This is a genomic window from Thermogemmatispora tikiterensis (assembly GCF_003268475.1).
Lineage (GTDB): Bacteria > Chloroflexota > Ktedonobacteria > Ktedonobacterales > Ktedonobacteraceae > Thermogemmatispora > Thermogemmatispora tikiterensis.
Window position 1 is genome coordinate 2,596,122 of sequence record NZ_MCIF01000002.1, and the last position, 22,152, is coordinate 2,618,273.

Sequence of the window (22,152 nt, forward strand, 5' to 3'; positions counted from 1 at the left end):
TGGTATGCTTTACAGAGAGAAGGGGTGTCGCGGTTCAATGTCGCGATCATGTCACCTATCCACAGGAATAACCGTTAGACTACAATGTAGTTATCGGTGATCCTTTCTCTCTCCATTGAGCTGACAGAGACAAAGGGAAGGAGTACACAATGTCAGGGCTTGTCTTTCCGCCGGCAGCCCAACGCCCACGCAGCGCTATTATCTTGATTGTCGAGGACGATGCCGACTTCGGCAAGTTTCTGGAGGAGGTTATTAACAGTGAAACCCCCTACCAGGCGGCTCTTGCCGATAATGGCTCCTGCGCCCTGGAGAAGGCCAAGCGCCTCCGTCCCTGCCTTCTGCTCCTCGACTATAAGCTCCCGGACATCAACGGCCTGGAGGTCTTTGATCGCTTGCAGGAGATGGAGGAGACGCGCGGTACCCCAGCCATCATGATGAGCGCCGACCTGCCCTATGAGGAGCTGCAGCAGCGCGGTATCCATCCCCTGCGCAAGCCAATGGACATCCGGCGCGTGATCCGCGTGATCACCCACGCCCTGGCTACAAGCGAAGAGCAGCAGCTGGCCCGCGCTCAGCAGCCGTTCCAGCCGTTTCAGCCGCCCCAACAGCAGCCATCACAGCAGCAATTGGTACGCGCCCAATCCTGATGAATAGTGCTGGCAGCCAGGCCATACATTGACCCGCGCCTTCCGCAGCAGCGTCGGGCGGCGGCTTCCCGTCGCCCGCACCAGGGTCAACTCGTTCGTTCATCAGTAGTCCTTCTACAGGAGCGAGCCGAGAGCCCGAGGCAGAGCGAGATCCGAGCAGAGCGAGAGGGGATTGTCTTCCCTTTGTCTGACAAGCCAAGCCAAGGCAAGTAAGTAAGCCAGCAAGGAGACAAGTGGAGAGCCAGTCTCATGCTCGTCTAGCCAGGCCCGCACCGCTTCGGGCTTTTCCTTCCGCTCCTCTATCCTATACGCCATCGCTATCCACTTGCTCGATTTGACGCCTGGCTCATCTCATCAGCGCGCTCCCGAGTCCCCAACTCACAGGCAGACAGAAGCGGCCTTTTCACTCTCCGTTTTACGTACCGGCCATGCTCTCCGTAATATCTGATAGGGAGGGTTCGCATTTTGAAGAAGAAGGAACGTCTTGCCATCCCTTGACACACTTGCTACAATGCGCTTAGAACGCCTTTCGGCAACATACTACCTGCTCATCGCAGCACCCAGATAAGGGCTGCTCGCTCACAGAGAGAAGAGAAACGGGGGTCCGCATGCAGTCGATATCTCATGGCGATCGATACGAGAGAGGGAGGCCCTGGGACCGCCAGGGGCAGGCGGCGAACGAAGGGTCAGACTTCTACGATGAGCAGGCGAACCGCTGGGCCGTACTCCGACATGAGGTAGAGGTGGGAGAGGATATGCGGGAGGAGCACACCCTGGCCGGCTGGGAGCAGCGGGATACGGAAGAGGAGATGATTGCTACTGAGGCGCCTGCCGACGCCGAGGAGCGCTGCGATGAGCCGCGCCATGTTGATATTGTGGTGGCCGGTGTAGGCGGCGGAGGTACCAACGCGGTGAATCGCATGATTGATATGAATGTCAGGGGCGTGCGTTTCATCGCGATGAATACGGATGCGCAGGTGCTGGAGCTGTCACAGGCCCCACTGCGGATTAGCCTGGGCTACCATTATACTAAGGGTTTAGGAGCAGGCGGTAACGCGGCTGTAGGCATGCGCGCCGCAACGGAGAGCGCGGCGGAGATTCGCGCCGCCCTCAAGGATGCTGACCTGGTCTTTATCACCGCCGGTTTGGGAGGCGGTACCGGTACAGGAGCTGCCCCGGTGGTGGCTTCGATTGCTCGCAAGCTGGGCGCCCTGACGATCGGCATTGTGACGCTTCCGTTCAGCTTTGAAGGCTCCCGCCGCCGCCGCGTGGCCCAGGAGGGTCTGGCCGAGCTGAGCAAAGAGGTCGATGCTTTGATCACTGTTCCAAACGATCGGCTGCTGATGTCGAGCACACGCGATCGCAGTCTGGCAGAAGCCTTCAAGGTTGCCGATGATGTACTGCGCCAGGGAGTGCAGGGAATCGCCGAGGTCATTAACGTGCCAGGGCTGGTCAACGTTGATTTCGCCGACGTGCGTAATGTCTTGCGCGATGCTGGCAGCGCTCTCATGAGCATCGGTGAGGGGAAGGGCCGCAATCGCGCTCAGATCGCTGCTCAGCAGGCTATCGCCGGTGGTTTTCTGAATGTGACGATCAAGGGGGCGCACCGCGTGCTGTTCAATATCAGTGGTGGCGAAGACCTGACGCTCTTTGAGGTCAACGAGGTGGCCGAGTGCATCCGGGGTGTGGTCGATGAGGCGGCAGACATTACCTTCGGAGCCGTCATCGATCCAACGCTGCAGGATAGCCTGCGCGTGACCCTGATCGCTGCCGGTATGGGAGAGCCACTCACGGCTCAGACACCAGCGCTGATTTCAGGGGCGCCACGCCCGGCTCAGCTGCAGGCGCCAGCCCAAGCCAGCAACGGCGCAGGGACGCCCGAGCCGGCTCGGGCCTCTCACCAGATGATTCCCATGCCACCATTGACGCCGCGTCCCTCCCTGTCTCAGGGGACACCAGCCGCCTCGGCCACACCCCTGCGTCCGCCGGCTCTGCCACGCCCGCAGCGCAGCCTGGAAGATCTCCGTGGCCTGCGAAGCCTGGCGCGCCGCTACCAGGAGCGGCTGGAGCAGGAGAGAGAGATTAGCGCGCCCCCCTTTTTGCGCCGTCGCTAGGACGGAGAGGAAAGCCTCCGGGCCAGATGGAGAGCGGCTTCTCTCTCATCCGGGCATCTGATGGAGCCGTTCAGGACAGCCCTGTCTGTTCATGGGAGTCAGCGGAAGCAGAGCGCAGCTGAGTGAAGTAGTCCACCAAGCAGAAAGAACGCACCCTTCTCAACGACCACAAGGCGGCCATTGAGATGAGTTCAGAGGAGCTGGCCAGCCCCCTCGCAGGCCAGCTCTTCCTGTGCGTCAGCCTCTTCGTCGGCAGGCCTGCCGAACGTCTCAAGCGTCTACACTCTTCATCTCACGTCCGCCTGACACGGGCGAGAGCGGACACGCCAAGCCACTGTCTCTCTGAGGTGCCCGGCAGGCGAAACCAGCAATGCTAAGGCTAAGAGTTGGAGCTACTCTCATCCTGGGTCTGAGCTGGAGCAGCGGCGGAGCTAGCAGCACGTCCCCGCTCACCGCCCTTCTTGCCAATGCGCGAGTAGAAAGCCGAGCCTTGCTGACGCTTCGTCGACTCTCCGCCCTTCTTACCGATCTCAGAATAGAACTGAGGGCCGCGTTTCTGCTTGACTGCTTCGCCTCCCTTCTTACCAATTCGTGCGTAGAACTCCGTACCATACTTCTCGCGCACAGCCTGACCGCCATGCTTGGCCTTCTGCGATCCGGGTTCCGGTCCGCGTTTATTGTTCGCCATAGAAGGTCCCGCCTCTCTTTCACTCAAACTCCACGTTTACCCAACAACGCGGCGAGACAGTCTCTGCTCCCAGCGAGAGAGACAGAAATCTCGCAGCCTTCTAGCTAGCGCAAGGGATGCTTGCGAGCCTGAGCCACACGGTTGGCGATCAGGGCCGCGGTGATGCCCGCGCCGACGCCGTTATCGATATTGACGACGGCGAGGCCTGGCGCACATGTCTGCAGCATTGACAGCAGGGCGGCCATGCCCTTGCCGCCCAGGCCATAGCCAACCGAAGTGGGCAAGCCAATGACAGGGACAGGAACCAGTCCTGCCACGACCGAAGGGAGCGCCCCATCCATGCCAGCGGCCACCACGATCGCATCTACGTCGTTCGAGAGCAGGTCGCGCAGAGGGCCAACCAGACGGTGCAGCCCTGCCACCCCCACGTCATAGATACAGGTCACGCGGCAGCCCATTTCTTCGGCAACGAGGGCCGCCTCCTCCGCTACTGGGACATCGGAGGTGCCCGCCGTAATGATGCCAACGTGCCCCCCCGTGTCGGGACGCACAAAATCGGGCCTGGAGATGACCATCGCTCTGGCGGCTTCGCGCAGACGAATGGTGTAGTCACGAAAGACGTCGAGGAGTGCCTCCTTCGTCTCTGAGCGCATGCGGCTGATAATCGCTCGTCCTGAACCAGCCAGCAACGCCTGGGCCATGGCAATCACCTGCGCCGTCTCTTTGGTCTCCCCAAAGATGACTTCCGGCGCTCCTTTCCTGCGCTCGCGACCAGGGTCAGGACGAATCGTGACCGGTTCGGACTGCGCACTCGACGGCCCTGGCTTCGATACCTCTCGCGTGCGCGCCTCCGGCCCTTCGCTCAGCCGCTCCAGCTCCGCGAACAGCTCCCACTGTTCGTCAGACCGATGACTCATGGAAATGTACACTCCTGATTGAGCAAAATAATTGTCTTCCTATCCAGGAATTCTCCAACGCCCAGTAGTGTAACACATCTCGATAGAAAGAACAAGGCAATTATGCCAGCACCAGAACCGCCAGGGCCACCAGGACCTTTGGACAAGCATCTCTCCCAGGAGAACCTTCGCCCCCCAACAACGACCACAGACCTGGCCAGTCGCCAGATGAGACAGTGGCACAGAACGCCAGATGGACAGCAGCCAGACGGACTGACTCTATCAAGAGGATCAACCTGCTCTTGCTCTCCTCCGCTTTCCATCAAGCGTCCTCTCGCTTCAGCGTCTGCCGGCCAAGCCGGCTGGGCGCAAGCTCTCCTATACTACCTGTCTATGATATAATGTACTCGCACCTCCAAATGTGGTCTATTTCTAACAGGTGCTATGGAGTCGCGCCAGTAACCGCTACTCCGGGCCGGAGGATGCTTTATATTTCTACGTGAAGTATCCTTCTTCTCAGGTTTTGTAGGACATCAGCGACTCATCATCTATCACTCGCTGGGCGTCTCCTGCCTGCCCAGGGGAGAGAGTCGGGTCAGCCCCTCAGCAATGGGCTTGCCAGATCCCCATTTCAGATGTATCCTGCCTGTCAGCATCAAGTGAACATCGCAGGACGGTTGAGCGAGCAGAGCAGGATCGCTCAGATCCGTGCTTCGCCGCTTTGCTGGATTCCGCCCGGGCCGGAGGGACAACCACGATGCCTTGTGAGAGAGGTTCAGGGTGACAACCTGTATGAGCAGATCTGGATATAAGCGCATGGGCGCCTTGCTCTCGGGGTGGGCTATGCTCTGGCTGCTCCTGTTGAGCGCTTGCGGCCCAACGGCTAACCAGCTTTCTCCGGCGGCGACGGTGACCATTAATCCCGCCTTCCAGGCAAGCACTTCGCCCCTGCCCACAGTGCCGCCCTATCGCTGCGGCGCCTGGGCCTCCAACAACGCCCCGTCACCAACCGCGGTGATTACCATCTATGCTCGCCTGACAAAAAATCTGCAAGGCGTGGCAGGAGCTACAGCCACAGCAGTGGTCCATTTTAGCAGCGGAGACGTTCCTTTGACGCAACAGCCTACGAGCGATCAGGGCGGCTACGTCCGCTTCACGCTCTCCCTGGCTGGGCGGCAGCCGCGCAACGTTCCGGCGACGGTCGACGTGACCTTTACCAATATCCCGGGAGGGCCTGCTAGCCTGCGCTGCAGCCCGGCTTTCTTTACACCTCAGTAATGTGCCTGCCGAGCACGCCGGTTACAGGACTCAGAACTGGCTGGCTGGTTGGTCGGTCGGCTGGCTGGCAGCGCGGGCAGAAATGGGTACTACGCTGGGCAATGCTGATGCGTTGGATCGCTGTACCACAGCGTCGACAGGGCTGACCGGTACGCTGGTAGACCTGCATATGGGCATAGTTGTTGCCGGCTTCTCCCCAGAGGCCACGATAGTCGTTGAAGGAGGTTCCTCCATGTTCGATACCGAGCCGGAGCACCGCGACGATGGCCTGGCGTAGGGCGACCACTTCCTCGAAACTGAGTGTGTCGGCACGGCGCAGCGGATGAATGGCTGCCGCAAAGAGGGCTTCATCGGCGTAGATGTTCCCCAGGCCAGCGATCAGGGTTTGTTCTAGTAGTACCTGCTTGATAGGTCGTTTCTTTCCTTGCAGCAGCACGGCCAGCCGTTCGCTGGTGAAGTCCGGGTCGAGCGGTTCAAGACCCAGGCCAGCCAGAGCTTCAGCCTCCTGGGTACGAGGCCAGAGGGCCAGCTTACCAAATTTGCGCAGGTCGTTGTAGAGGAGGAGCCTCCCATCGGCTAAGGTAAAGCAGAGACGACAGTAGAATGGCTGATCATGTAGCAGACAGAGGGTTTCCTCCCGCTCCCCTCGCTGCTTCTCCAGGCAACGGCACTGATAGCTCTCATTCACAAAGGCTGGCCCCAAGCGGTCCCACGACGCCCGGTCCTGTTGCAGGAGTTGACAGTCAAGGCGCCAGCCGGGAGATAGGACCAGCAGGTTACCGGTCATACGCCGGTGGATGGTCAACAGATAGTCGCCGCTGAGATCCAGCAGAAGCAGTTTGCCGCGACGACGCACACCCTCAATGCGTCGTCCGGCGACTTCCTGACAGAAGGTGTCAGGATCGGGCCGTGCAATGCTCCGCCCCCAGAAAACCTGTGCTTCAGCGATGCTGGCTCCAACAAGGACAGCGCGAACCTGACGCGCCGTATATTCAACTTCAGGTAGTTCTGGCATGATTGCTACTCACTTGCGTGGTGCATAAATTGCCGGGAGCAAAGTCGCTCGGGCGGGACAGACAGCCCCTGGCTTCGTGTCCGCCACTCCCTGCCCCCGCAGCATAGTATGCCTCAGTCTTTCTGGATCGTGGAGTCGAGATCGGACAGAAGAGGGAAAATTTCCCATACTCGGAAGCCCGCTTCTGTATCTTCGACGCAAAGGTGGGACGGATAACGCAAGAGCAACCAGACCGCCAGCAAGTCACCGGCACAGCCGGAGAGATGTCCAGCCCCAGCCAGGACCAGGTAAGGAGCTGCCGGCGGCCAGCAGAACATCAGTAGAGCCAGGAGAAGGGAGAGGACCAGACAGGGGGCCAGCCCCACAACAAGATACTGGTTGCGCCGGAAGAGCTGGTCACGCGCTCCACAATAGAGGGCCACAGGGAAGCGCACTCCATAATAGGGTTGTCCTCCCCAGAAACGGAAGGCCAGCCCATGCAGCAGCTCATGAAGGGGTAACAGGAGCAGGTAAACGACGCCGCTGATCCCCAGCCAGATGAGCAGGTCCAGCAGATCGGCGCTCCCTACAGACCAGCCGTGGAGAGGCCGCCAGACGAGCGCCAGTATAGCCAGGGTCCCAAAGCCCACCAACCCGATGAGAAGGAGCAGAAAACTCAGCAAGGTCAGAGGGTAGAGCAAGGGTGGCTCCAACAGAGAAGCCTCCCCTCGCAGGAGCGCCAGGCCCGCGTTGAGAGCAGCTTGAAGCTCGTAACGTCGTTGAGGATGGAAGCGATCAATAACTCTCACAGCTGCGCCTGCTCTTTGCAGTATTTTTTCTTACTGGCCAGGCCCCTGATCCTGCCCGAGACCAGGCTTCTGCTGATTGATAATATCACAGCTATTGGTCCAGAGCCAGCAGATAGAGGAGGTCGCCAGACAAGGAGAGAGAATCTCTTGCTGGACTCAGTTCCTTTCCTCTCGCCTCGGCTGCGGCGCGGACTGCTGCCATGCCGGTTGCAAAGGCCATCCGGGCGTGCTACCATACGAGGGAAATGGCGTGAAAGGATGCAACCTATGCGGCGAATTCCTGCCCTCGCCTATTTGGCAGGTGCCTTGCTCGTCTTCTGGCTCTTGCTGGCCACGGTGATGATCATCTCTGGCTTTCCTTTCATTGTGGTGACTCTCAGCCTCAGCAGTGACCTGATGATCTCTCTTTTCATCCTCGGGCTGGCCTGGGCCTACCAGAAAAATCTGTAAATGCGAGCGGACGATGATCGACATCTGCATGCTGGGAACAGGCGGCATGATGCCATTACCGGGACGCTGGCTTTCGTGCGCTTTGGTACGTTGCGGCGCTTCGCTCACGCTGCTGGACTGCGGTGAAGGGACACAGATCCCCTGGAAGAGCCTGGGCTGGGGCTTTCGTCAGCTCGGGGCCATCTGCCTGACACATATGCACGCCGACCATGTGGCAGGGCTGCCAGGAGTACTCTTTATGGTGGCCCACGCTGGACGTACGGAGCCGCTGCAGCTCTATGGTCCACCAGGTACGGCCTATGTAGTAGAAGGCTTGCTGCGCATTGCGGGAGATCTTCCTTTCCCACTGCATGTGCAGGAGCTGCAGGGCGGTGAGCGTCTGGTCCTGCCTGGAGGACTGCAAGGCTCCTGCGCCCCCGCTCAGCATGGCATACCTTGTCTGGCTTATCGCCTGGAGCTGCCACGTCGTCCCCAGTTCCAGGTGGAGCGCGCTCAAGCGCTGGGCCTGCCTGTCCAGTACTGGTCTCGCCTACAGCACGGCGAGAGCGTGGAGTACGAGGGACGGCTCATCACTCCGGATCAGGTGCTTGGTCCTCCACGGCGCGGCATCTCTCTGGCTTTTATCACCGATACGCGCCCGACGACCAGGCTGAGCGCCTTCGCCCGCGACGTTGACCTGCTGATCTGTGAGAGCATGTATGACGATCCGGCGGATCTTCCCCTGGCCCGTGCTCACGCTCATATGCTGGCGGAGGAGGCGGCACGCCTGGCCAGGGAGGCCAGCGCCCGTGCATTGCTGTTGACTCACTTCAGCCCTAAGATCAATGATCCCTCCAGCGCAGAAAAAGCGGCCCGGCGCATTTTCCGCGCGACGCGGGCCGCCCGAGATGGAGAGATTCTGACTTTGAGCTATCCGCCCGCCCCCGGCGAGCAACAGGAGCGCTCGCAGTCAGCTGAACCTGCTGACTAATTAGCTGGCCTCCGAGAGGCCTGTGATTTCCTCCGCGCGCTCAGCAGGCCCTGGCAGCATCGTCCCGGTTCCTTCACCCTCGACGAGCTGCAGGCGAGGGCGTGCCTTCTTTAAATGCTCCTCGAAGAAGGAGAGCACTCTGCTGACGTAGGCGCGCCGGTCGGCAAAGTAGGCGCCGCAGTGGTCGGCTTCGGGCACGATCCATAGCTCTTTTGGTTCGCCGGCTGCCTCGTAAAGGAGTGGAGCATCGCGCGGGTCAACCAGCGAATCTTTGCCACCGTGGATGATGAGAATGGGACGCGGCGCGATCTTGCCAATATCACGCAGCGGCGCCACCTGGTCAAAACGATAGCCCGCGCGCCACCAGAGGAGATAATCGGCCACCCAGGTAAAAGGGGCAGCCGGCAAGTGAAGCACGCGGTGAACGTTATAGTCGATGACGCTCCAGTGAGTGGCAAACGAGCTGTCAGCGACAATTGCCTCTACATCCTGACAGTGGGCGCTGCACATGATGGCTACAGCAGCCCCCATCGAATAGGCAATGACCCCCAGGCGAGCATGAGGAGCACGCTCCTTGGCATAGGCTACCGCTCCCATGAAATCATTAATCTCACGGTAGCCGAGGGTGACCGGTTTGCCAACCTCTTGTCCATGCCCGTAATACTCAAAGACGAGGACATTATGGCCGGCTTTCCAGAGGTGGGCACACATGCCAAGCACGTCGGCCATCCCCGAGCGGTAGCCAGGACAGACCAGAATAGTCGTAGTGGCCCCGGGATAGGGAATGTACCAGCCATTGACCAGGTGGTCGCTGTTGGACGCCGGGAAGGTCACCGCCTCGGCAGGCAGCTCAAGCTCAAACGGGGAGATTTTGTAGAGGTCTGCAAAACTGACGATTTTCTTGGGACGGATCAGGGTCTCAACAACATAGACTGCTACTGTGACGATGAATCCTGCCACTCCGATGACGCTCCCCAGGCCGCCAACCAAAAGCTGCTTCAAAGAAGGCTTGCCTACACGAATCTTGCTTAACTCTAGCACAGAGGCCGCCAACCTTTCTACTCGCTAGCTGATTGGCCCAGAGGGACAAGATCACGTCTGCCCAGAGGGACAGCTGAGCTCACTAGCATACCTTCACTATGACGCTGCGACTCGCATCCCAGGCCGCAGGCTCATCGGCCCCTCGCTTGCTCAGGTGAGCCGGTGCTCCCCTCGCAGCCGGGTATACCTAAGCCAGGCAAAAGGCGAAAAAAGCACCTTACACTAGCCAGGCGTACGCGAGCGAGTCGGTGCACGCTTTCTTTACGTAGATGAACCCCCCGCCATAGCCTACCCACCCCAGAGAGAAATAGAGGCAGCGGCGTGCTGTCTGGTGTCATTCGCCTGCCGCTGCAGTAAATCGGGCAGTTTGAGGTTGCTCTTGCAATCCTGCTTACTTCTAAATTAGCTCATTAGCTATGATACTATATCGAGAACGGGCTTGCAAGGGGCGCCCCAGCACCAATGAGCGGGCGGCCTACCAGCTGCGCAGGGACAGGAATATTGAGCGCCGCCAGGATGGTCGGGACGATGTCATAGGCAGACACGGGCCTGAGTACGGACCGCTGGAGGCCCGCCCCATAGAGGCAGAGCAGTCCGTCTGGATGATGCATACCACAGCATGGCTCGCCCGCGCTCCAGAGCTGCCGCGGCCCTGTGGCCAGCGAGAGCATGATCCCATCATGGGCCAGGAGTATGAGACGTCGTGTTGGCTTTCCAGGTAGTGTCGGCTCCGGCTCCGAGGCCGGCACGTGACTTCCCGGGCAGCTTTCGTCTCGGTAAAGGTCTCCAATGGCTGGATAGGCCGTTGCAGGATCGACCTGGGCCTGCAGATCAGCCATGAACTCCTCGATCTGCTTCTCCGTGAGGTGATCGGCAAGGGCAATAGCTGCATAGCCCCCCAGCGGTGATGAGGTCGGGAGCAATAGGAGAGAGCTACCCGCCAAAGGCGGCTCGCCCCCCCCTGCAGGAGGTGCCGCTAGTCGCCAGACTCGCCAGCGCCGCTGCGCAGGAAGGTGAGGCAGCAACCGTAGTTTCCTGCGACGAGCAGGCCAGTCGACTCTCTGCTGGACGAGCGTATCCTGAACAGGCATGTCCGGCTTATAGCGTCTCAGATATTCCTGCAGATAGAAGGTGCGCTTGATGCCCTGGAAACTGTAAGGCGAGAGGAGGATCAGGAGATCGGACGACCGTAAGACGCTCAGCGCTCGCCCAAGTAGCTCATCCAGAAGGCGATAGCAAGCAACTACCTCGCGCTGGAGATCGAGCACGCGGTCCCAATAGAGATGTTGCAGCAGATCAATCTCATGGAGCACAAAGAGACAGCAATCCCAATCTTCACGCAGAAGCAAGTCCAGCAGAGCCGAGCGCTCTTCCAAGAGGCGGCGGATCTCCATCAGAGGTTCTCCGAGCCAGGCCGCCAGCCCGCGCCAGGTAGGAGTGAGCTGATAGTTCGGGATGACTTCCAGCAGCCTGGAGGCGAAGTCGGGTGGATAGGCGAGGCCGGCATAGAATGGTGGCGCCGGCGGACCGCTGAGCATGATACCATTGAGGGGACGAGGCGGATAGGTCTCGGGGACATTAGCGACCAAGACACGCCTCCCCCAGGCGCTGAGCAGGCTCCAGAGCGCCTTGTCGCCTTGCCCCAGCTCGTGCAAGGTCCGTGAAGCCGACTGCGGCTCAGTAACTGTCTCAAGCAGACAGCGATCGTACTCGCCGTCACCAGGAGTCAAGCCCTGCCGCCGCGGTGGAAGACCTGTCAGGATAGCTTGCCAACGCGTGGTCGCCGCTGGCGGTAGCGGCGCCCGTAACAAGGCGTGCACTCCCCCCTCGTAGATCTGCCGCAGATGGGGAAGCAATCCTTGCGCCATCAGCGGTTTGACAATGCGCAACGTCAGGCCATCCACCCCAATAAGCAAGACCCGCATGATCCCCCTCAAATTACTGTCTAGTATTATATACGGCAGTTGTTGCTGCTAGAGAGCGAAAATTTGTCAAGATCTGGTTAATGCCAGGCACGGACTCATAAAGGTTTCTCCACAGGCGGCCTCGAACTGACAGAGACTGCTATCGCAGGGAAGAGGAGAGATAGCATTGTCCTCGGCCCGGGCGCTGTGATAGGGTGTAAGGAAAGTAAGGATGAACAGACCGGGGCCTGACGACAAACGCTCCGTGTCTTACTCGTTCTCGCTTCCCTACGAGTGGCAGCTTGTGCAGCAAGGAGCAGCAACGGTCATGCAAGATCACCAGAGCGGTCACCAGCGTCTTACGCTGAGCGATGTCCAGAGGCCAGAATATCTGGCTAACCCCTACCCTCTCTATCACCGTCTGCGCGAGCACGATCCCATCTATTGGGACGAGGAGATGCACGCCTGGGTGCTGACGCGCTACACTGATGTCGTAGCTGTGTTGCGTGATCCGCGCTTCTCATCGGCCTGGGGTCCAGTCGAAACGGCCTGGATGCCAGAGGAACTGCGTCCTCAGCTAGAGCCTGCTCTGCGGGCTGTCTCGCGCCAGATGCTCTTTCTCGATCCTCCCGATCATTCGCGTCTCCGCGGCCTGGTAGCGCGGGCCTTTACGCCGCGCATGGTCGAGAGCCTGCGCCCACGTGTGCAGCGTCTTGTCGACGAGCTGCTCGATGCGGTGCAGGACCAGGGCGAGATGGAATTCGTCGCCGATTTCGCCTACCCGCTGCCAGCCATCGTGATCGCCGAGATGCTCGGTGTGCCGCCCGAGGACCGCAGCCAGTTCATCGTCTGGACACAGGACTTCGGCCGGCTGCTGGATGGCGGCCATCTAAGCTTCGAGGAGCTGCTGACAACCCTGAGCGGCATCGCAGATTTTCTAGCCTACTTCAGGCGCCAGATCGCGCAGCGGCGCACGGCTCCGCGCGATGACCTTTTGCAGGCGCTGATCCTGGCTGAGGAGCAGGGCGACCGCCTTAACGAGGAGGAGCTGCTCGGGAACTGCGTCCTGCTGCTCGCCGCCGGTCATGGTACTACAACCCACCTGCTTGGCAATGGCCTCTATGCCCTCTTGCAGCATCCCGAGCAGCTTCAGTTACTGCGGGAGAATCCCAGTCTGGCGCCGACGGCGGTGATGGAACTCTTACGCTACGACAGTCCAGTGCAGCTGACTTCACGTCGCCTTACAGCTGACGTCGAATGGGCAGGGCGACGTTTCAAAGCCGGCGAGGAAGTGCTGACTGTGTTGGGAGCGGCTAATCACGACCCCGAGCAGTTCCCCGATCCTGACCGACTTGACCTCCGTCGCACTGACAATCGCCACGTGGCCTTTGGTCACGGCCCCCACTTCTGCCTTGGGGCCCCGCTGGCGCGCCTGGAGGCGGAGGTTGCCTTTACGACCATACTTCGACGCCTGCCACAGTTGTGCCTGGCGACAGAGCAGATTGAGCGCCTTCCGTCTCTGGTCTTCCGCGGTATCAAGGCACTGCCAGTGACGTTTGCCTCGGTCTTGCCAGCGACAGGAGCAACCGCAGCAGCAGAAGACTAACTATAGGTCTCGCGCGGCAGCGGCGGAGAGCACCGTTGGCAGCGATAGAGCGATCTCTTTGGCGTAGATGGCCAGAGGCCGGCATGGCCGCACTGGCAGAGGCAGAAGAGCCAGCAAGTCAGGACTACTCGCACCGGCTTCTGCCTCTGTCTGCGGCCAGTGTCGGCAGCCAAAGGCCAGAGGAGCATAGCCCTCACGCTCTAAGAAGAGCAGCGCCCCCCGTTGGTCCCGTCTCAGCAGTATCGGCGTCCCGAGCAGGAGCGGGACATAGGTGACGTCCCTCGGCTGAGGGAAGAGAGCAAGGGCCAGCCGGCTAGCCTGCTCCTCTACCAGCCGGAGTAAGAGCGTACCCAGACCTCGACGGCGATAGTCAGGATGGAGGAGCAGGCGCAGCAGGCAGGCCAGACCGGCAGTGCCTACGATCTCTTGATTTACTCTCTGGCTGCGGAGATCAGCGTAGGCAATCGGCTCTCCCTCACAAGTTTTGACCAGCCAGCTCTCTTCTGCAGTGAGCAGCAGCTCACCTCCATAGTCAGCATCGTAGAGACCACAGCCGCAGACCGCGAAGAGCCGTCGCAGTTCTTGGCGGTCCGCCAGATCAGGGGAGGCCAGTCTCAGGCCATGCAATAGGGCCTTCATGGCAATGGCTCCTCCTCACTCCTCGCAATCTTCTTCAGCCAGTCTCAAGCAAGAGTATCTCCCTGCGCTTCAGATGCCGTCGCAGTAGCCTCGCCCTCTCCCGAGGCTGGCAGCTTGCGAACCAGCAGCATACGCAGGGGAGGAAAGACGCGCCATGAGGGACGTCCAAGGACGAGCTGACCAGCATCCAGAGCCTGCAGATCGCGAGCATATTCCTTCACATGGGCAAGGTCGAGAATAGCAATCTTTCCACCCGGCTTGAGTACCCGTAGCATTTCGCGCAAGGCTCGATGGCGCTCCTCCCGCCCGTGGATATTGTGCAGCGCGAGACAGGAGACGACGACGTCGAAGCGCTCTGACGGAAAAGGCAGCTGCCGGGCGTCAGCGGTGATCACGCTGATACGCTCCGCCACGCCGGCCAGGCGTGCGTTCTCCTGGGTCGCCAAAGGACTGTTGCCGCTCTGATCGCGCGCGCTCCAGACATCAACGCCAGTGGCGTGCCCGCTGCGCAGGCGACGGGCCGCTTCGATGAGCAACATGCCTCGCCCACAGCCGACATCAAGCACCTCTTCATCGCCGCAGAGCACGAGGCAATCAAGCATACGTCGAATTTCCCAGAGCTTCCCAACACGCGAAGTCCAGAGCATGGCCAAAGCCTCCCCCAGACAGACGCCGGCCCACACAATACACCAGATGGCCAGCCAGATCAGATGCAGAGCGATCAGCAGCCACAAGGCCACCCCTCCAAGGAGCACTCCCCCCAGCATGAGCACACGCACCACTCCGGGGGCATCGATCCCATAATCCGGCTTCCGGCTACCAGGCTGAGTCAGCATAGATCGGTCCTCCTTCCAGCTCACCCTTGCTAGCAGGGCGCCATTAACGCTCTCCGCCCAGCGTAGCAAAAAGATTCTTACCATTGGGTTTATTTTTACCAATCGTTTGGAGAATTTTACCATACTCATGGCAATATGTCAAATATTCCAGAAAGATAGAGATAGCAATAGCAATATTTTAGCTGGTGGCCAGAGAGCAAGCGATCGGGAAGGTGCCCGGGGGATGATATAATACAGTCGAGAGGAGACCTTGATTTTCGTTCCCTGGGAGTTGTGCCGATGACCATCCAATCGACCAGGCCGACCATCCAGTCAATCAACCCGGCAACCGCAGAGGTACTGGAAACCTTCGAACTCTTCACGGATGAGCAGATCCACGCAGCACTCGATCAGGCACGGAGTGCCTTCCTGCAGTGGCGGGACATCAGCTTCTCGGAGCGCGCTGCTCTCTTGCAGCGTCTTGCCACCTATCTGCGAGAGCATAAGGAAGAGCTGGGGCGCCTGATTACCCTGGAGATGGGCAAGCCCATCGCTGAGGCCGAGGCAGAGGTCGTCAAGTGTGCCTGGGGCTGCGATTATTACGCAGAGCATGCTGAGCAGTTCCTGGCTGATCAGCCTGCCGAGAGCAGTGCCAGCGAGAGCTATGTGGCCTTCCGGCCCCTGGGTGTCGTCCTGGCGCTCATGCCCTGGAATTTCCCCTTCTGGCAGGTGTTCCGTTTTGCGGCGCCAGCGCTGATGGCGGGCAATACGACGGTGCTCAAGCATGCCTCCAACGTGTCGCGCTGCGCTCTGGAGATCGAGCGCGTCTTCCGCCAGTGTGGCTTTCCCGAGGGAGTTTTCCGCACAGTGCTGGTCCGCGGCTCCGAGACAGAGAAGCTGATTAGCGATCCGCGCATTGCCGCTGTGACCCTCACTGGCAGCGCCGAAGTGGGTATGGAGGTAGCCGCTGCCAGCGGGCGCGCGCTGAAGAAGCATGTCCTGGAATTGGGCGGCTCCGATGCCTTCATCGTCCTGGAGGATGCCGATCTCGATGCCGCTGCCGAATGGGCGGCGCGTTCACGTTTCCAGAACACCGGCCAGAGCTGCATTGCCGCCAAGCGCTTCATCGTCGTGGAGTCGGTGGCCGCCGATTTTGAGCGCCGCTTTGTTGAGGCCGCTTCGCGGCTGCGCATGGGCGATCCGCTGCAGCGGGAGACACAGATTGGCCCATTGGCCCGCGGCGATTTGCGCGAGACCCTGCGCCGTCAGGTCGAGGAGACGCTGCAGATGGGCGGGCGCCTGCTCCTGGGCGGCAAGCCCGGCTCGGGCCGCGGCTTCTTCTACGAGCCGACAATTGTGAGCGGAGTGACGCCGGCGATGCCGATGTTCCGCGAGGAGACCTTTGGCCCGGCTGCCGCGGTGATCTATGCTCGCAATGCAGAGCACGCTCTAGAGCTGGCCAATGCCTCGCCCTTTGGCCTGGGTGGCAATATCTGGACGCGTCACATCGAGCGCGCACGCCAGATGGCTCGCCATTTCGAGACTGGCGGTGTCTTTATCAACGGGATGACCGCCAGCGACCCTCGTCTGCCTTTCGGCGGTGTTAAACACAGCGGCTATGGCCGCGAGCTGTCGATTTTCGGTATTCGCGAGTTTGTCAATATCCAGACCGTCTGGATTGGACCCGCTCGTCAGTAAGTAGACCATCTTCTTCGAGGGTGAGGAGTGGGTCGCCAGATGGAAGACCAAGTCCCGATCGACCCACTCCTCGCTACGATGTGCAACGTCAGCTTTGGGTGGTCAGACCCTCTCGCCACTCTGCTTTCGTAGCTCACTCATCCCAGGCTTGCATCCCCTACCGCGAGAATGCTACAATCAGGGAGCCTGCCGGCAGGAAGAGCTTTGTGGTCCGGCGCACCATTTGAGCGACGGAGGTAGTGACGCAATGAGCGCAGCAAGCGCTGACGAGCGGCAATGGTGGGCTGAAGGCGACACGCCGGTTCGCCGCGATTCGCGCGTGATCTATCTGGTTGATGGCCATGCGACGCTCCTCGCCTTCTGTCTGGCCTGCTTTCAGGCCAGAGACTATATTTATCTTGCTCACTGGGGTATTACCCCCTCGATGCCCCTCGTGCGTGGCAGAGATCAGCGCGCCGGACCTGACGATAGCCCCGCTCAGCAGGAGCTGATTGCCGAGCTGCGCCTGGCTGGCCTGAGCGAGGAAGCCATCACGTTCTGGTGCAACCACGAGCTGACCCTTCAGACGGTCCTCGGCTATGCAGCTCAACGCGGCGTTGAAGTACGAGCCTTGCTCTGGGACTGCCCGGAAATCTTCTCTCACTATCACCCTCAGCAAGCCTACGAGGAGCTGAGCGCGGTCGGCGTGCTCTGCCTGCTCGATGATAGTTCACGTGGTTTGCTCCATCATCCAGCGGAAGCCTTGCACCAGAAGACCAGCGTGATCGACGGGCGCTACGCTTTCGTGGGTGGTATTGATCCCTTGATCGAGAACGATGGTGAGTTTGATCGCTGGGATATGCACCCGCACCCCCTCTTTACCCCCCTACGCCGGCTGTTGGCCAAACCAGCTTCACCCCACCCCTGGCATGACGCCCATGCCCTGATCGAAGGACCGGCAGCCGCCGACGTCGAGTTGAATTTCCGCCAGCGCTGGAACGATGTGGTGAAGCGCAAAGAGCTTGAGACCACGCTCTTGGTACCGGAGCATCCGCTACCGCCTCCGCTCCAGAGCCAGACGGTGGTACAGATTGCCCGCACCATCCCTCAGCATACCTACAGCTTCACCCCAGAGGGAGGAATCCAGGGCATTGCTCAGCTCTACAGAGCAGCCTTTCGCAACGCTCAGCGCCTGATCTATTTGGAGAATCAGTATTTCTGGCTCCGCTCTTTCCTCGGGCTGAACATTTCCTTTATCGGACCAGACAGCCCCGATATGGAGCAGAATATCCGGCTGCTCGGGGAGGCCCTGCGGCGCGGCGCACAGCTCGTTATGGTCCTGCCAGACCATCCTAACGTGGGCCGTGCTTTCAGCGATGCTGGTCTGCAGCGTCTGCGTGAGGAAGCCCCCGAGGCTGTCAGGGATGGTCGCTTGCTTGTTCTGACACTGGCTACTTCCGACCTGGTCGACGGGCAGGTGCGCTACCGTCCCATCTATGTCCACGCCAAAGTAGCCCTGGTTGACGATCTCTGGGCAACAGTGGGGTCAGCCAATCTGAACAACCGGGGCATGCGTGATGATGCAGAGATGAACGTGGCCACGCTAGATAGTGAGCTGGCTCGTGGCCTGCGCCTTCTCTTATGGGGCGAACACCTTGGTCTGGTTCCCGACGAGGATATGCTGGCTCTCCTGCGTTATCTCGGGCGCCAGCCTTTGCGTCCCGCCCGGCAGGCACGAGCCCGCGATCTTTTCGCGGAGCTGGAGCGTCGTCTGGGCCAGAGTGAGCAAGGGCTACTTCTCCTGGCAGAGCAAGCGCGCGCTAATCTCGAACGCTATCGTGCTGGCCAGCTGCTGGTCGGGCATGTCCTCCCCTATCTGACAGCGGAAGAGGCCAGAGAGCAAGGTCTTCCTTGCGATGAAGCTCAAGGCTGGATTGAGCAGGAAAAACCCTCTGAACCCACGGCATAGAGGAAAGGAAGATGGGGTTCCCGAGGAGAGCACGCCAGCACAGCGCTGATCGACTGTGCTGTGGCTCTCGCTCGTCCTTATCGCTTACGCTCAGCTGCGCGCCTGGGCCGCCAGCAGCAGTTAAATAAGTTCGAAATAGCGACGGCGCTCCCAGTTGGTCACTGCACGTTCAAATTCGCTGACCTCCCAGCGTCGTGTCGCCGCAAAGTGCTCCACGAATTCGTTGCCGAAGTACTCGCGCGCCACCTCGCTCTGCTCAAAGAGGTCGGTCGCTGTCGTCAGATTGCGCGCCAGCGAGTGGATAGGAGCGCTCTCAGAGGCGCGGGCGATCGTCGCCGGATCGTAGGCATTTCCTCGCAGAGCCGGCCCCAGCTCCAGCTTACGCTCAATACCGTAGAGACCACCCGCCAACATAGCGGCAAAGACCAGGTAGAAATTGGCATCGGCGCCCGGCACGCGGTTCTCAATGCGAATGGCTCGCGGACTATTGTTGATGACACGCACTGCGCAGGTACGATTATCCCAGCCCCAGGTGGTATTGAGCGGCGTCCAGGTGCCAACGACATAACGCTTGTACGAATTGATCGTCGGGGCATAGAGCGCCATCAGACCCGGCATGGACTCCAGCACGCCGGCCAGGAAATGGCGCATGGTCGCCGACATATGACCCTCCGCCTCTTCATCCCAGAACAAATTGCGCTCCATATCCAGGTCCCAGAGGCTCATATGCGAGTGGCCGCTGCTGCCGTCCTCCTGGTCATGCCATTTCGCCATGAAGGTGGCAGCATAGCCCATCTGATAGCAGATCTCCTTGATCCCCGTTTTAAAGAGCATAGTGTAATCGGCAGCAACCAAAGCGGGTTGATAGCGCAGATTCATCTCGTACATGCCGGGGCCATGCTCGCGATTGTAGCCCTCCACAGCGATGCCGTAATCGCGCATCATACGGGCGATGCGACCCAGCAAATGATCATCGGCACTGGCCTGGCTGATAGCATAGCAGTTCATGCCCGGGTTGAGCGGCGTTAGATTTGGCCCGAAATCCTTCTCGCGCAGGGAGACCTGACTCTCGCGGAAGAGGCGAAACTCCAGCTCGGCAGCCGCTGCCACGTTGTAGCCAAGCGAGCGCGCACGCTCAACGAGCTGGTTGAGCAGGTAGCGCGGCGAGAGCTTCACCGGCTCACCTGCCTCGGTCCAGAGATCACAGATACAAGAAGCGACATGCTCTTCCCAGGGGACCAGCGCAAAAGTCGAGAGATCAGGGCGCATGACCAGGTCGGCGAAGCCGCGCTCCCAGTTGCTAAATCTGAGATTGGGCAGGACATTTTCGGCAATATCCCAGCCAAAGAGCACATCGCATTGTGCAAAGCCATCGTTGAGCGCATGCAAGAAATAGGTGGCATCGACGCGCTTGCCGCGGTAGACCCCTTCCATATCGGGAGTTCCGATCTTGACGTACTCCAGTTTGCCATCGCGCACAAGCTGCTCAATCTGAGCGAGTTCCATTCGATCTCCGTCCTTTCTTCAGCAACTGAGGGCTGGCGCCTCGTTGACTCTCTCCAGGGAGCCAGACAGACGGCTGAGGTATCGAGGCATTGGTTGCAGAGTAGCATGCCTGACCTGGACCGTCAAGGGCCGAAAGAGAGGGGGGTTGTCTCACTTTCCTATGACGTCCCCCTCTTTTCCTCTTGAACAGGTATGCTAGACTAGAACCGGTGTTGCTGAACTACGATAGAACGGAGAGATACATTTCGATGCAACGCACGCCGCTTAATGACGACGAGCAGCGCGCTTATCCGCCTGCCTCTTCTCCGCAGCAGGCTCCTCAGTACGCCAGACAACGGGCCCAGAGATCGCATCGGCTGCCACCTCTCGATGACTCTGAGCCATCATCAACGATCAGCACCCCACGCTGGACGAGTGTCCCCATCCCGAAGCGCCGGGCCTCGCTACGGGCCAGCCGGGGCGCCGGCCAGGCAGGCCCTGCCGCTCCAGGACCCGGCAGCGCTTTCCGCTCAGGTCCCAGCCTGGACAGGCAGCAAGGCCCGGAGACACGCCCTACATGGCAACCGACCCAGAGCACAAGCCGAAGCCACCGCAGCGTCTCTGACTGGCCAACTTTCGACGACGACGTGTCGACAGCCTCAAGCCAGCAGCGCCGTCCTCCATCTTCTACAGCCAGTACTGGCAGAATGCGCGCGGTCTCTCCCCCACCACAGCCCGCTCGCTCGGCTGCCCCTCCTCCTCCAGGTTTGCTTCGCCGTTTGCACGATCTGAGCCATAACAAGACCCTGCTTTTGCTATGTGCCGCTCTGCTGGTAGTACTCGTTTCCCTTATTCCGCTACTCATCAGCTGGTTAGGGACGCCCAGACCAATGGGTCTCAGTGTGCAACCGAACACAGCCACAGCGGCAGCCACACCACTTAATCAGGCCCCCACTAATCCACACCAGCTGGTGATCATTCCCAACGATACCGACCATCCACCTCCACCAGTGCTAGCAACAGCAGCTTATCTCATGGATATGGACACAGGGGCGACGCTCTACGCCTACAACCCCTTCATGCACCTGCCGATGCTCAGCACAACCAAGCTGATGACAGCCCTGCTGGCCGTGGAACACGGGAACCTCAATCAGCAGGTGACGATCACGAGCGCCCTCGATCGCGATATTCAACAGCATATCTCCCCGGACAGCAGCCTCTTCGGGCTGAAGAAGGGCGAGACCTATACGCTGCGAGACTTGCTCTACGGACTCCTCCTGCCCTCCGGCAACGACGCCGCAGTGGCGATCGCTGACGCGGTGGGTGGCTCCTATCAACACTTCGTGGACATGATGAATCAGCGCGCTCGCGAACTGGGCATGTACGATACTCACTATATGAACCCCAGCGGCCTGCTCGCCACTGGCCATTACTCTAGCGCCCACGACCTGGCAGTGCTCGGTCGCTATACCATGAGCAACCCAATCCTCCACCAGATCGCGAACACACGCATCTACCATATTCCCAAGACAGCCCAGCATGCCGAGCACTACCTGGTCAATGGGAACCAGTTTCTCTGGTGGTACCCTGGCGCTGACGGCGGTAAGCCAGGCTGGGACGGAAACACAGACTTTGTACAGGTGGTTTCTTGCACACGCAATAACCGCCACCTGATTGGAGTAACGATGAACACGAAAGACTGGTGGACGGATATGCGCGATTTGATGAACTGGGGCTTTGACGATTTCCAGTGGACCTCACCCTACGATGTCGATCTGCAGCACCCCATTCCCTATGACTATGACTGGGGCTACTTTGTACGTGATAAAAAGACCAACACGCTGCCAACGGCTAATCACGGTCGCTACTACATCTATACAGGCTACAGCGTCTCACCTCCTATTTTAAACTTTTTCGATAAGAACGGCGGCCTGGATAAATTTGGCTTTCCAATCGGCATGCCCAACTACAGTCAAGGGAATCTGGTCAGTCAGCGTTTCCAGAAAGCTACCATCCAGTGCGATCTGGCCGGTAAGCAGTGTAAACGTCTCTAGCCCACCCAGTCACCAGGCCCGCCCTCGGCGCAGCCCCTGCCCTGGCTGGGGACCCGGACTTTCCAAGGGGAAGTGGGGACTGACCAGCACCGCTGCTGGCCGGGGCCAGCTTGCTT

The 22,152-nt window shown here is 60.0% G+C and carries 18 protein-coding genes; 9 read left to right on the top strand and 9 right to left on the bottom strand.

Annotated elements, in window-relative coordinates; genetic code table 11:
* The first annotated feature begins 149 nt into the window (after nucleotides 1-149).
* Nucleotides 150-647, top strand: coding sequence for a response regulator (locus A4R35_RS10535; RefSeq protein WP_069802887.1), 498 nt, complete (start codon nucleotides 150-152; stop codon nucleotides 645-647).
* A 608-nt stretch (nucleotides 648-1,255) separates the two neighbouring features.
* Nucleotides 1,256-2,761 (top strand): cell division protein FtsZ, encoded by a 1,506-nt coding sequence (gene ftsZ / locus A4R35_RS10540; RefSeq protein ID WP_223258291.1) that lies wholly within the window; start codon nucleotides 1,256-1,258, stop codon nucleotides 2,759-2,761.
* Nucleotides 2,762-3,140: 379 nt separating this feature from the next.
* Here the strand turns inward: ftsZ and A4R35_RS10545 are convergent, their stop codons facing one another.
* Together A4R35_RS10545 and larB are read right to left on the bottom strand one after the other, a co-directional pair.
* Nucleotides 3,141-3,449, bottom strand: coding sequence for a KGG domain-containing protein (locus tag A4R35_RS10545; protein ID WP_112429133.1), 309 nt, complete (start codon nucleotides 3,447-3,449; stop codon nucleotides 3,141-3,143).
* A 104-nt stretch (nucleotides 3,450-3,553) separates the two neighbouring features.
* Nucleotides 3,554-4,366, bottom strand: coding sequence for a nickel pincer cofactor biosynthesis protein LarB (larB, locus tag A4R35_RS10550; RefSeq protein WP_112429135.1), 813 nt, complete (start codon nucleotides 4,364-4,366; stop codon nucleotides 3,554-3,556).
* A gap of 771 nt (nucleotides 4,367-5,137) precedes the next feature.
* Here larB and A4R35_RS10555 point away from each other — a divergent pair.
* A complete protein-coding gene (locus A4R35_RS10555; protein WP_146747182.1) occupies nucleotides 5,138-5,623 on the top strand; it encodes a hypothetical protein in 486 nt (161 codons plus the stop codon).
* On the opposite strand, the gene mutM is transcribed toward A4R35_RS10555, so the two are convergent.
* Both mutM and A4R35_RS10565 read right to left on the bottom strand, forming a co-directional pair.
* Nucleotides 5,610-6,638, bottom strand: coding sequence for a bifunctional DNA-formamidopyrimidine glycosylase/DNA-(apurinic or apyrimidinic site) lyase (mutM, locus tag A4R35_RS10560; RefSeq protein ID WP_112429139.1), 1,029 nt, complete (start codon nucleotides 6,636-6,638; stop codon nucleotides 5,610-5,612). The two genes, A4R35_RS10555 and mutM, sit on opposite strands and share 14 nt — an antisense overlap.
* A 113-nt stretch (nucleotides 6,639-6,751) precedes the next feature.
* Nucleotides 6,752-7,426: a DUF3267 domain-containing protein gene (locus A4R35_RS10565; RefSeq protein ID WP_189361642.1), complete on the bottom strand. Its 675-nt coding sequence runs from the start codon at nucleotides 7,424-7,426 to the stop codon at nucleotides 6,752-6,754.
* Nucleotides 7,427-7,693: 267 nt separating this feature from the next.
* On the opposite strand from A4R35_RS10565, the gene A4R35_RS10570 reads away from it, so the two are divergent.
* Nucleotides 7,694-7,876: a hypothetical protein gene (locus A4R35_RS10570; protein ID WP_112429143.1), complete on the top strand. Its 183-nt coding sequence runs from the start codon at nucleotides 7,694-7,696 to the stop codon at nucleotides 7,874-7,876.
* A 13-nt stretch (nucleotides 7,877-7,889) separates the two neighbouring features.
* Nucleotides 7,890-8,846: a ribonuclease Z gene (locus A4R35_RS10575; RefSeq protein ID WP_112429146.1), complete on the top strand. Its 957-nt coding sequence runs from the start codon at nucleotides 7,890-7,892 to the stop codon at nucleotides 8,844-8,846.
* Here the strand turns inward: A4R35_RS10575 and A4R35_RS10580 are convergent, their stop codons facing one another.
* On the bottom strand, nucleotides 8,847-9,887 hold the full coding sequence (locus tag A4R35_RS10580) for an alpha/beta hydrolase (RefSeq protein ID WP_146747183.1): 1,041 nt from the start codon (nucleotides 9,885-9,887) through the stop codon (nucleotides 8,847-8,849).
* A gap of 422 nt (nucleotides 9,888-10,309) precedes the next feature.
* Nucleotides 10,310-11,812, bottom strand: coding sequence for an alkaline phosphatase family protein (locus A4R35_RS10585; RefSeq protein WP_112429150.1), 1,503 nt, complete (start codon nucleotides 11,810-11,812; stop codon nucleotides 10,310-10,312).
* Nucleotides 11,813-12,119: 307 nt separating this feature from the next.
* Between A4R35_RS10585 and A4R35_RS10590 the strand changes: the two genes are divergently transcribed.
* The gene (locus tag A4R35_RS10590; RefSeq protein ID WP_112429152.1) at nucleotides 12,120-13,397 is read left to right on the top strand and encodes a cytochrome P450; all 1,278 of its coding nucleotides are present in this window, start codon (nucleotides 12,120-12,122) and stop codon (nucleotides 13,395-13,397) included.
* Here the strand turns inward: A4R35_RS10590 and A4R35_RS10595 are convergent, their stop codons facing one another.
* Together A4R35_RS10595 and A4R35_RS10600 are read right to left on the bottom strand one after the other, a co-directional pair.
* A complete protein-coding gene (locus tag A4R35_RS10595; RefSeq protein WP_112429153.1) occupies nucleotides 13,398-14,036 on the bottom strand; it encodes a GNAT family N-acetyltransferase in 639 nt (212 codons plus the stop codon). It lies immediately after the preceding gene.
* Nucleotides 14,037-14,080: 44 nt separating this feature from the next.
* The gene (locus A4R35_RS10600; RefSeq protein ID WP_112429155.1) at nucleotides 14,081-14,872 is read right to left on the bottom strand and encodes a class I SAM-dependent methyltransferase; all 792 of its coding nucleotides are present in this window, start codon (nucleotides 14,870-14,872) and stop codon (nucleotides 14,081-14,083) included.
* Between the two features lie 279 nt (nucleotides 14,873-15,151).
* Here A4R35_RS10600 and A4R35_RS10605 point away from each other — a divergent pair, with 279 nt between their 5' ends.
* Together A4R35_RS10605 and A4R35_RS10610 are read left to right on the top strand one after the other, a co-directional pair.
* Nucleotides 15,152-16,549: an NAD-dependent succinate-semialdehyde dehydrogenase gene (locus tag A4R35_RS10605; protein ID WP_112429157.1), complete on the top strand. Its 1,398-nt coding sequence runs from the start codon at nucleotides 15,152-15,154 to the stop codon at nucleotides 16,547-16,549.
* 247 nt (nucleotides 16,550-16,796) lie between these two features.
* Nucleotides 16,797-18,497, top strand: coding sequence for a phospholipase D-like domain-containing protein (locus A4R35_RS10610; RefSeq protein ID WP_112429159.1), 1,701 nt, complete (start codon nucleotides 16,797-16,799; stop codon nucleotides 18,495-18,497).
* Nucleotides 18,498-18,617: 120 nt separating this feature from the next.
* Here the strand turns inward: A4R35_RS10610 and A4R35_RS10615 are convergent, their stop codons facing one another.
* A complete protein-coding gene (locus tag A4R35_RS10615) occupies nucleotides 18,618-20,003 on the bottom strand; it encodes a glutamine synthetase family protein (RefSeq protein WP_112429161.1) in 1,386 nt (461 codons plus the stop codon).
* A 248-nt stretch (nucleotides 20,004-20,251) separates the two neighbouring features.
* Between A4R35_RS10615 and A4R35_RS10620 the strand changes: the two genes are divergently transcribed.
* Entirely contained in the window at nucleotides 20,252-22,036 is a 1,785-nt protein-coding gene (locus A4R35_RS10620) for a D-alanyl-D-alanine carboxypeptidase family protein (RefSeq protein ID WP_112429164.1), read from the top strand.
* The last annotated feature ends 116 nt before the right edge of the window (nucleotides 22,037-22,152 follow it).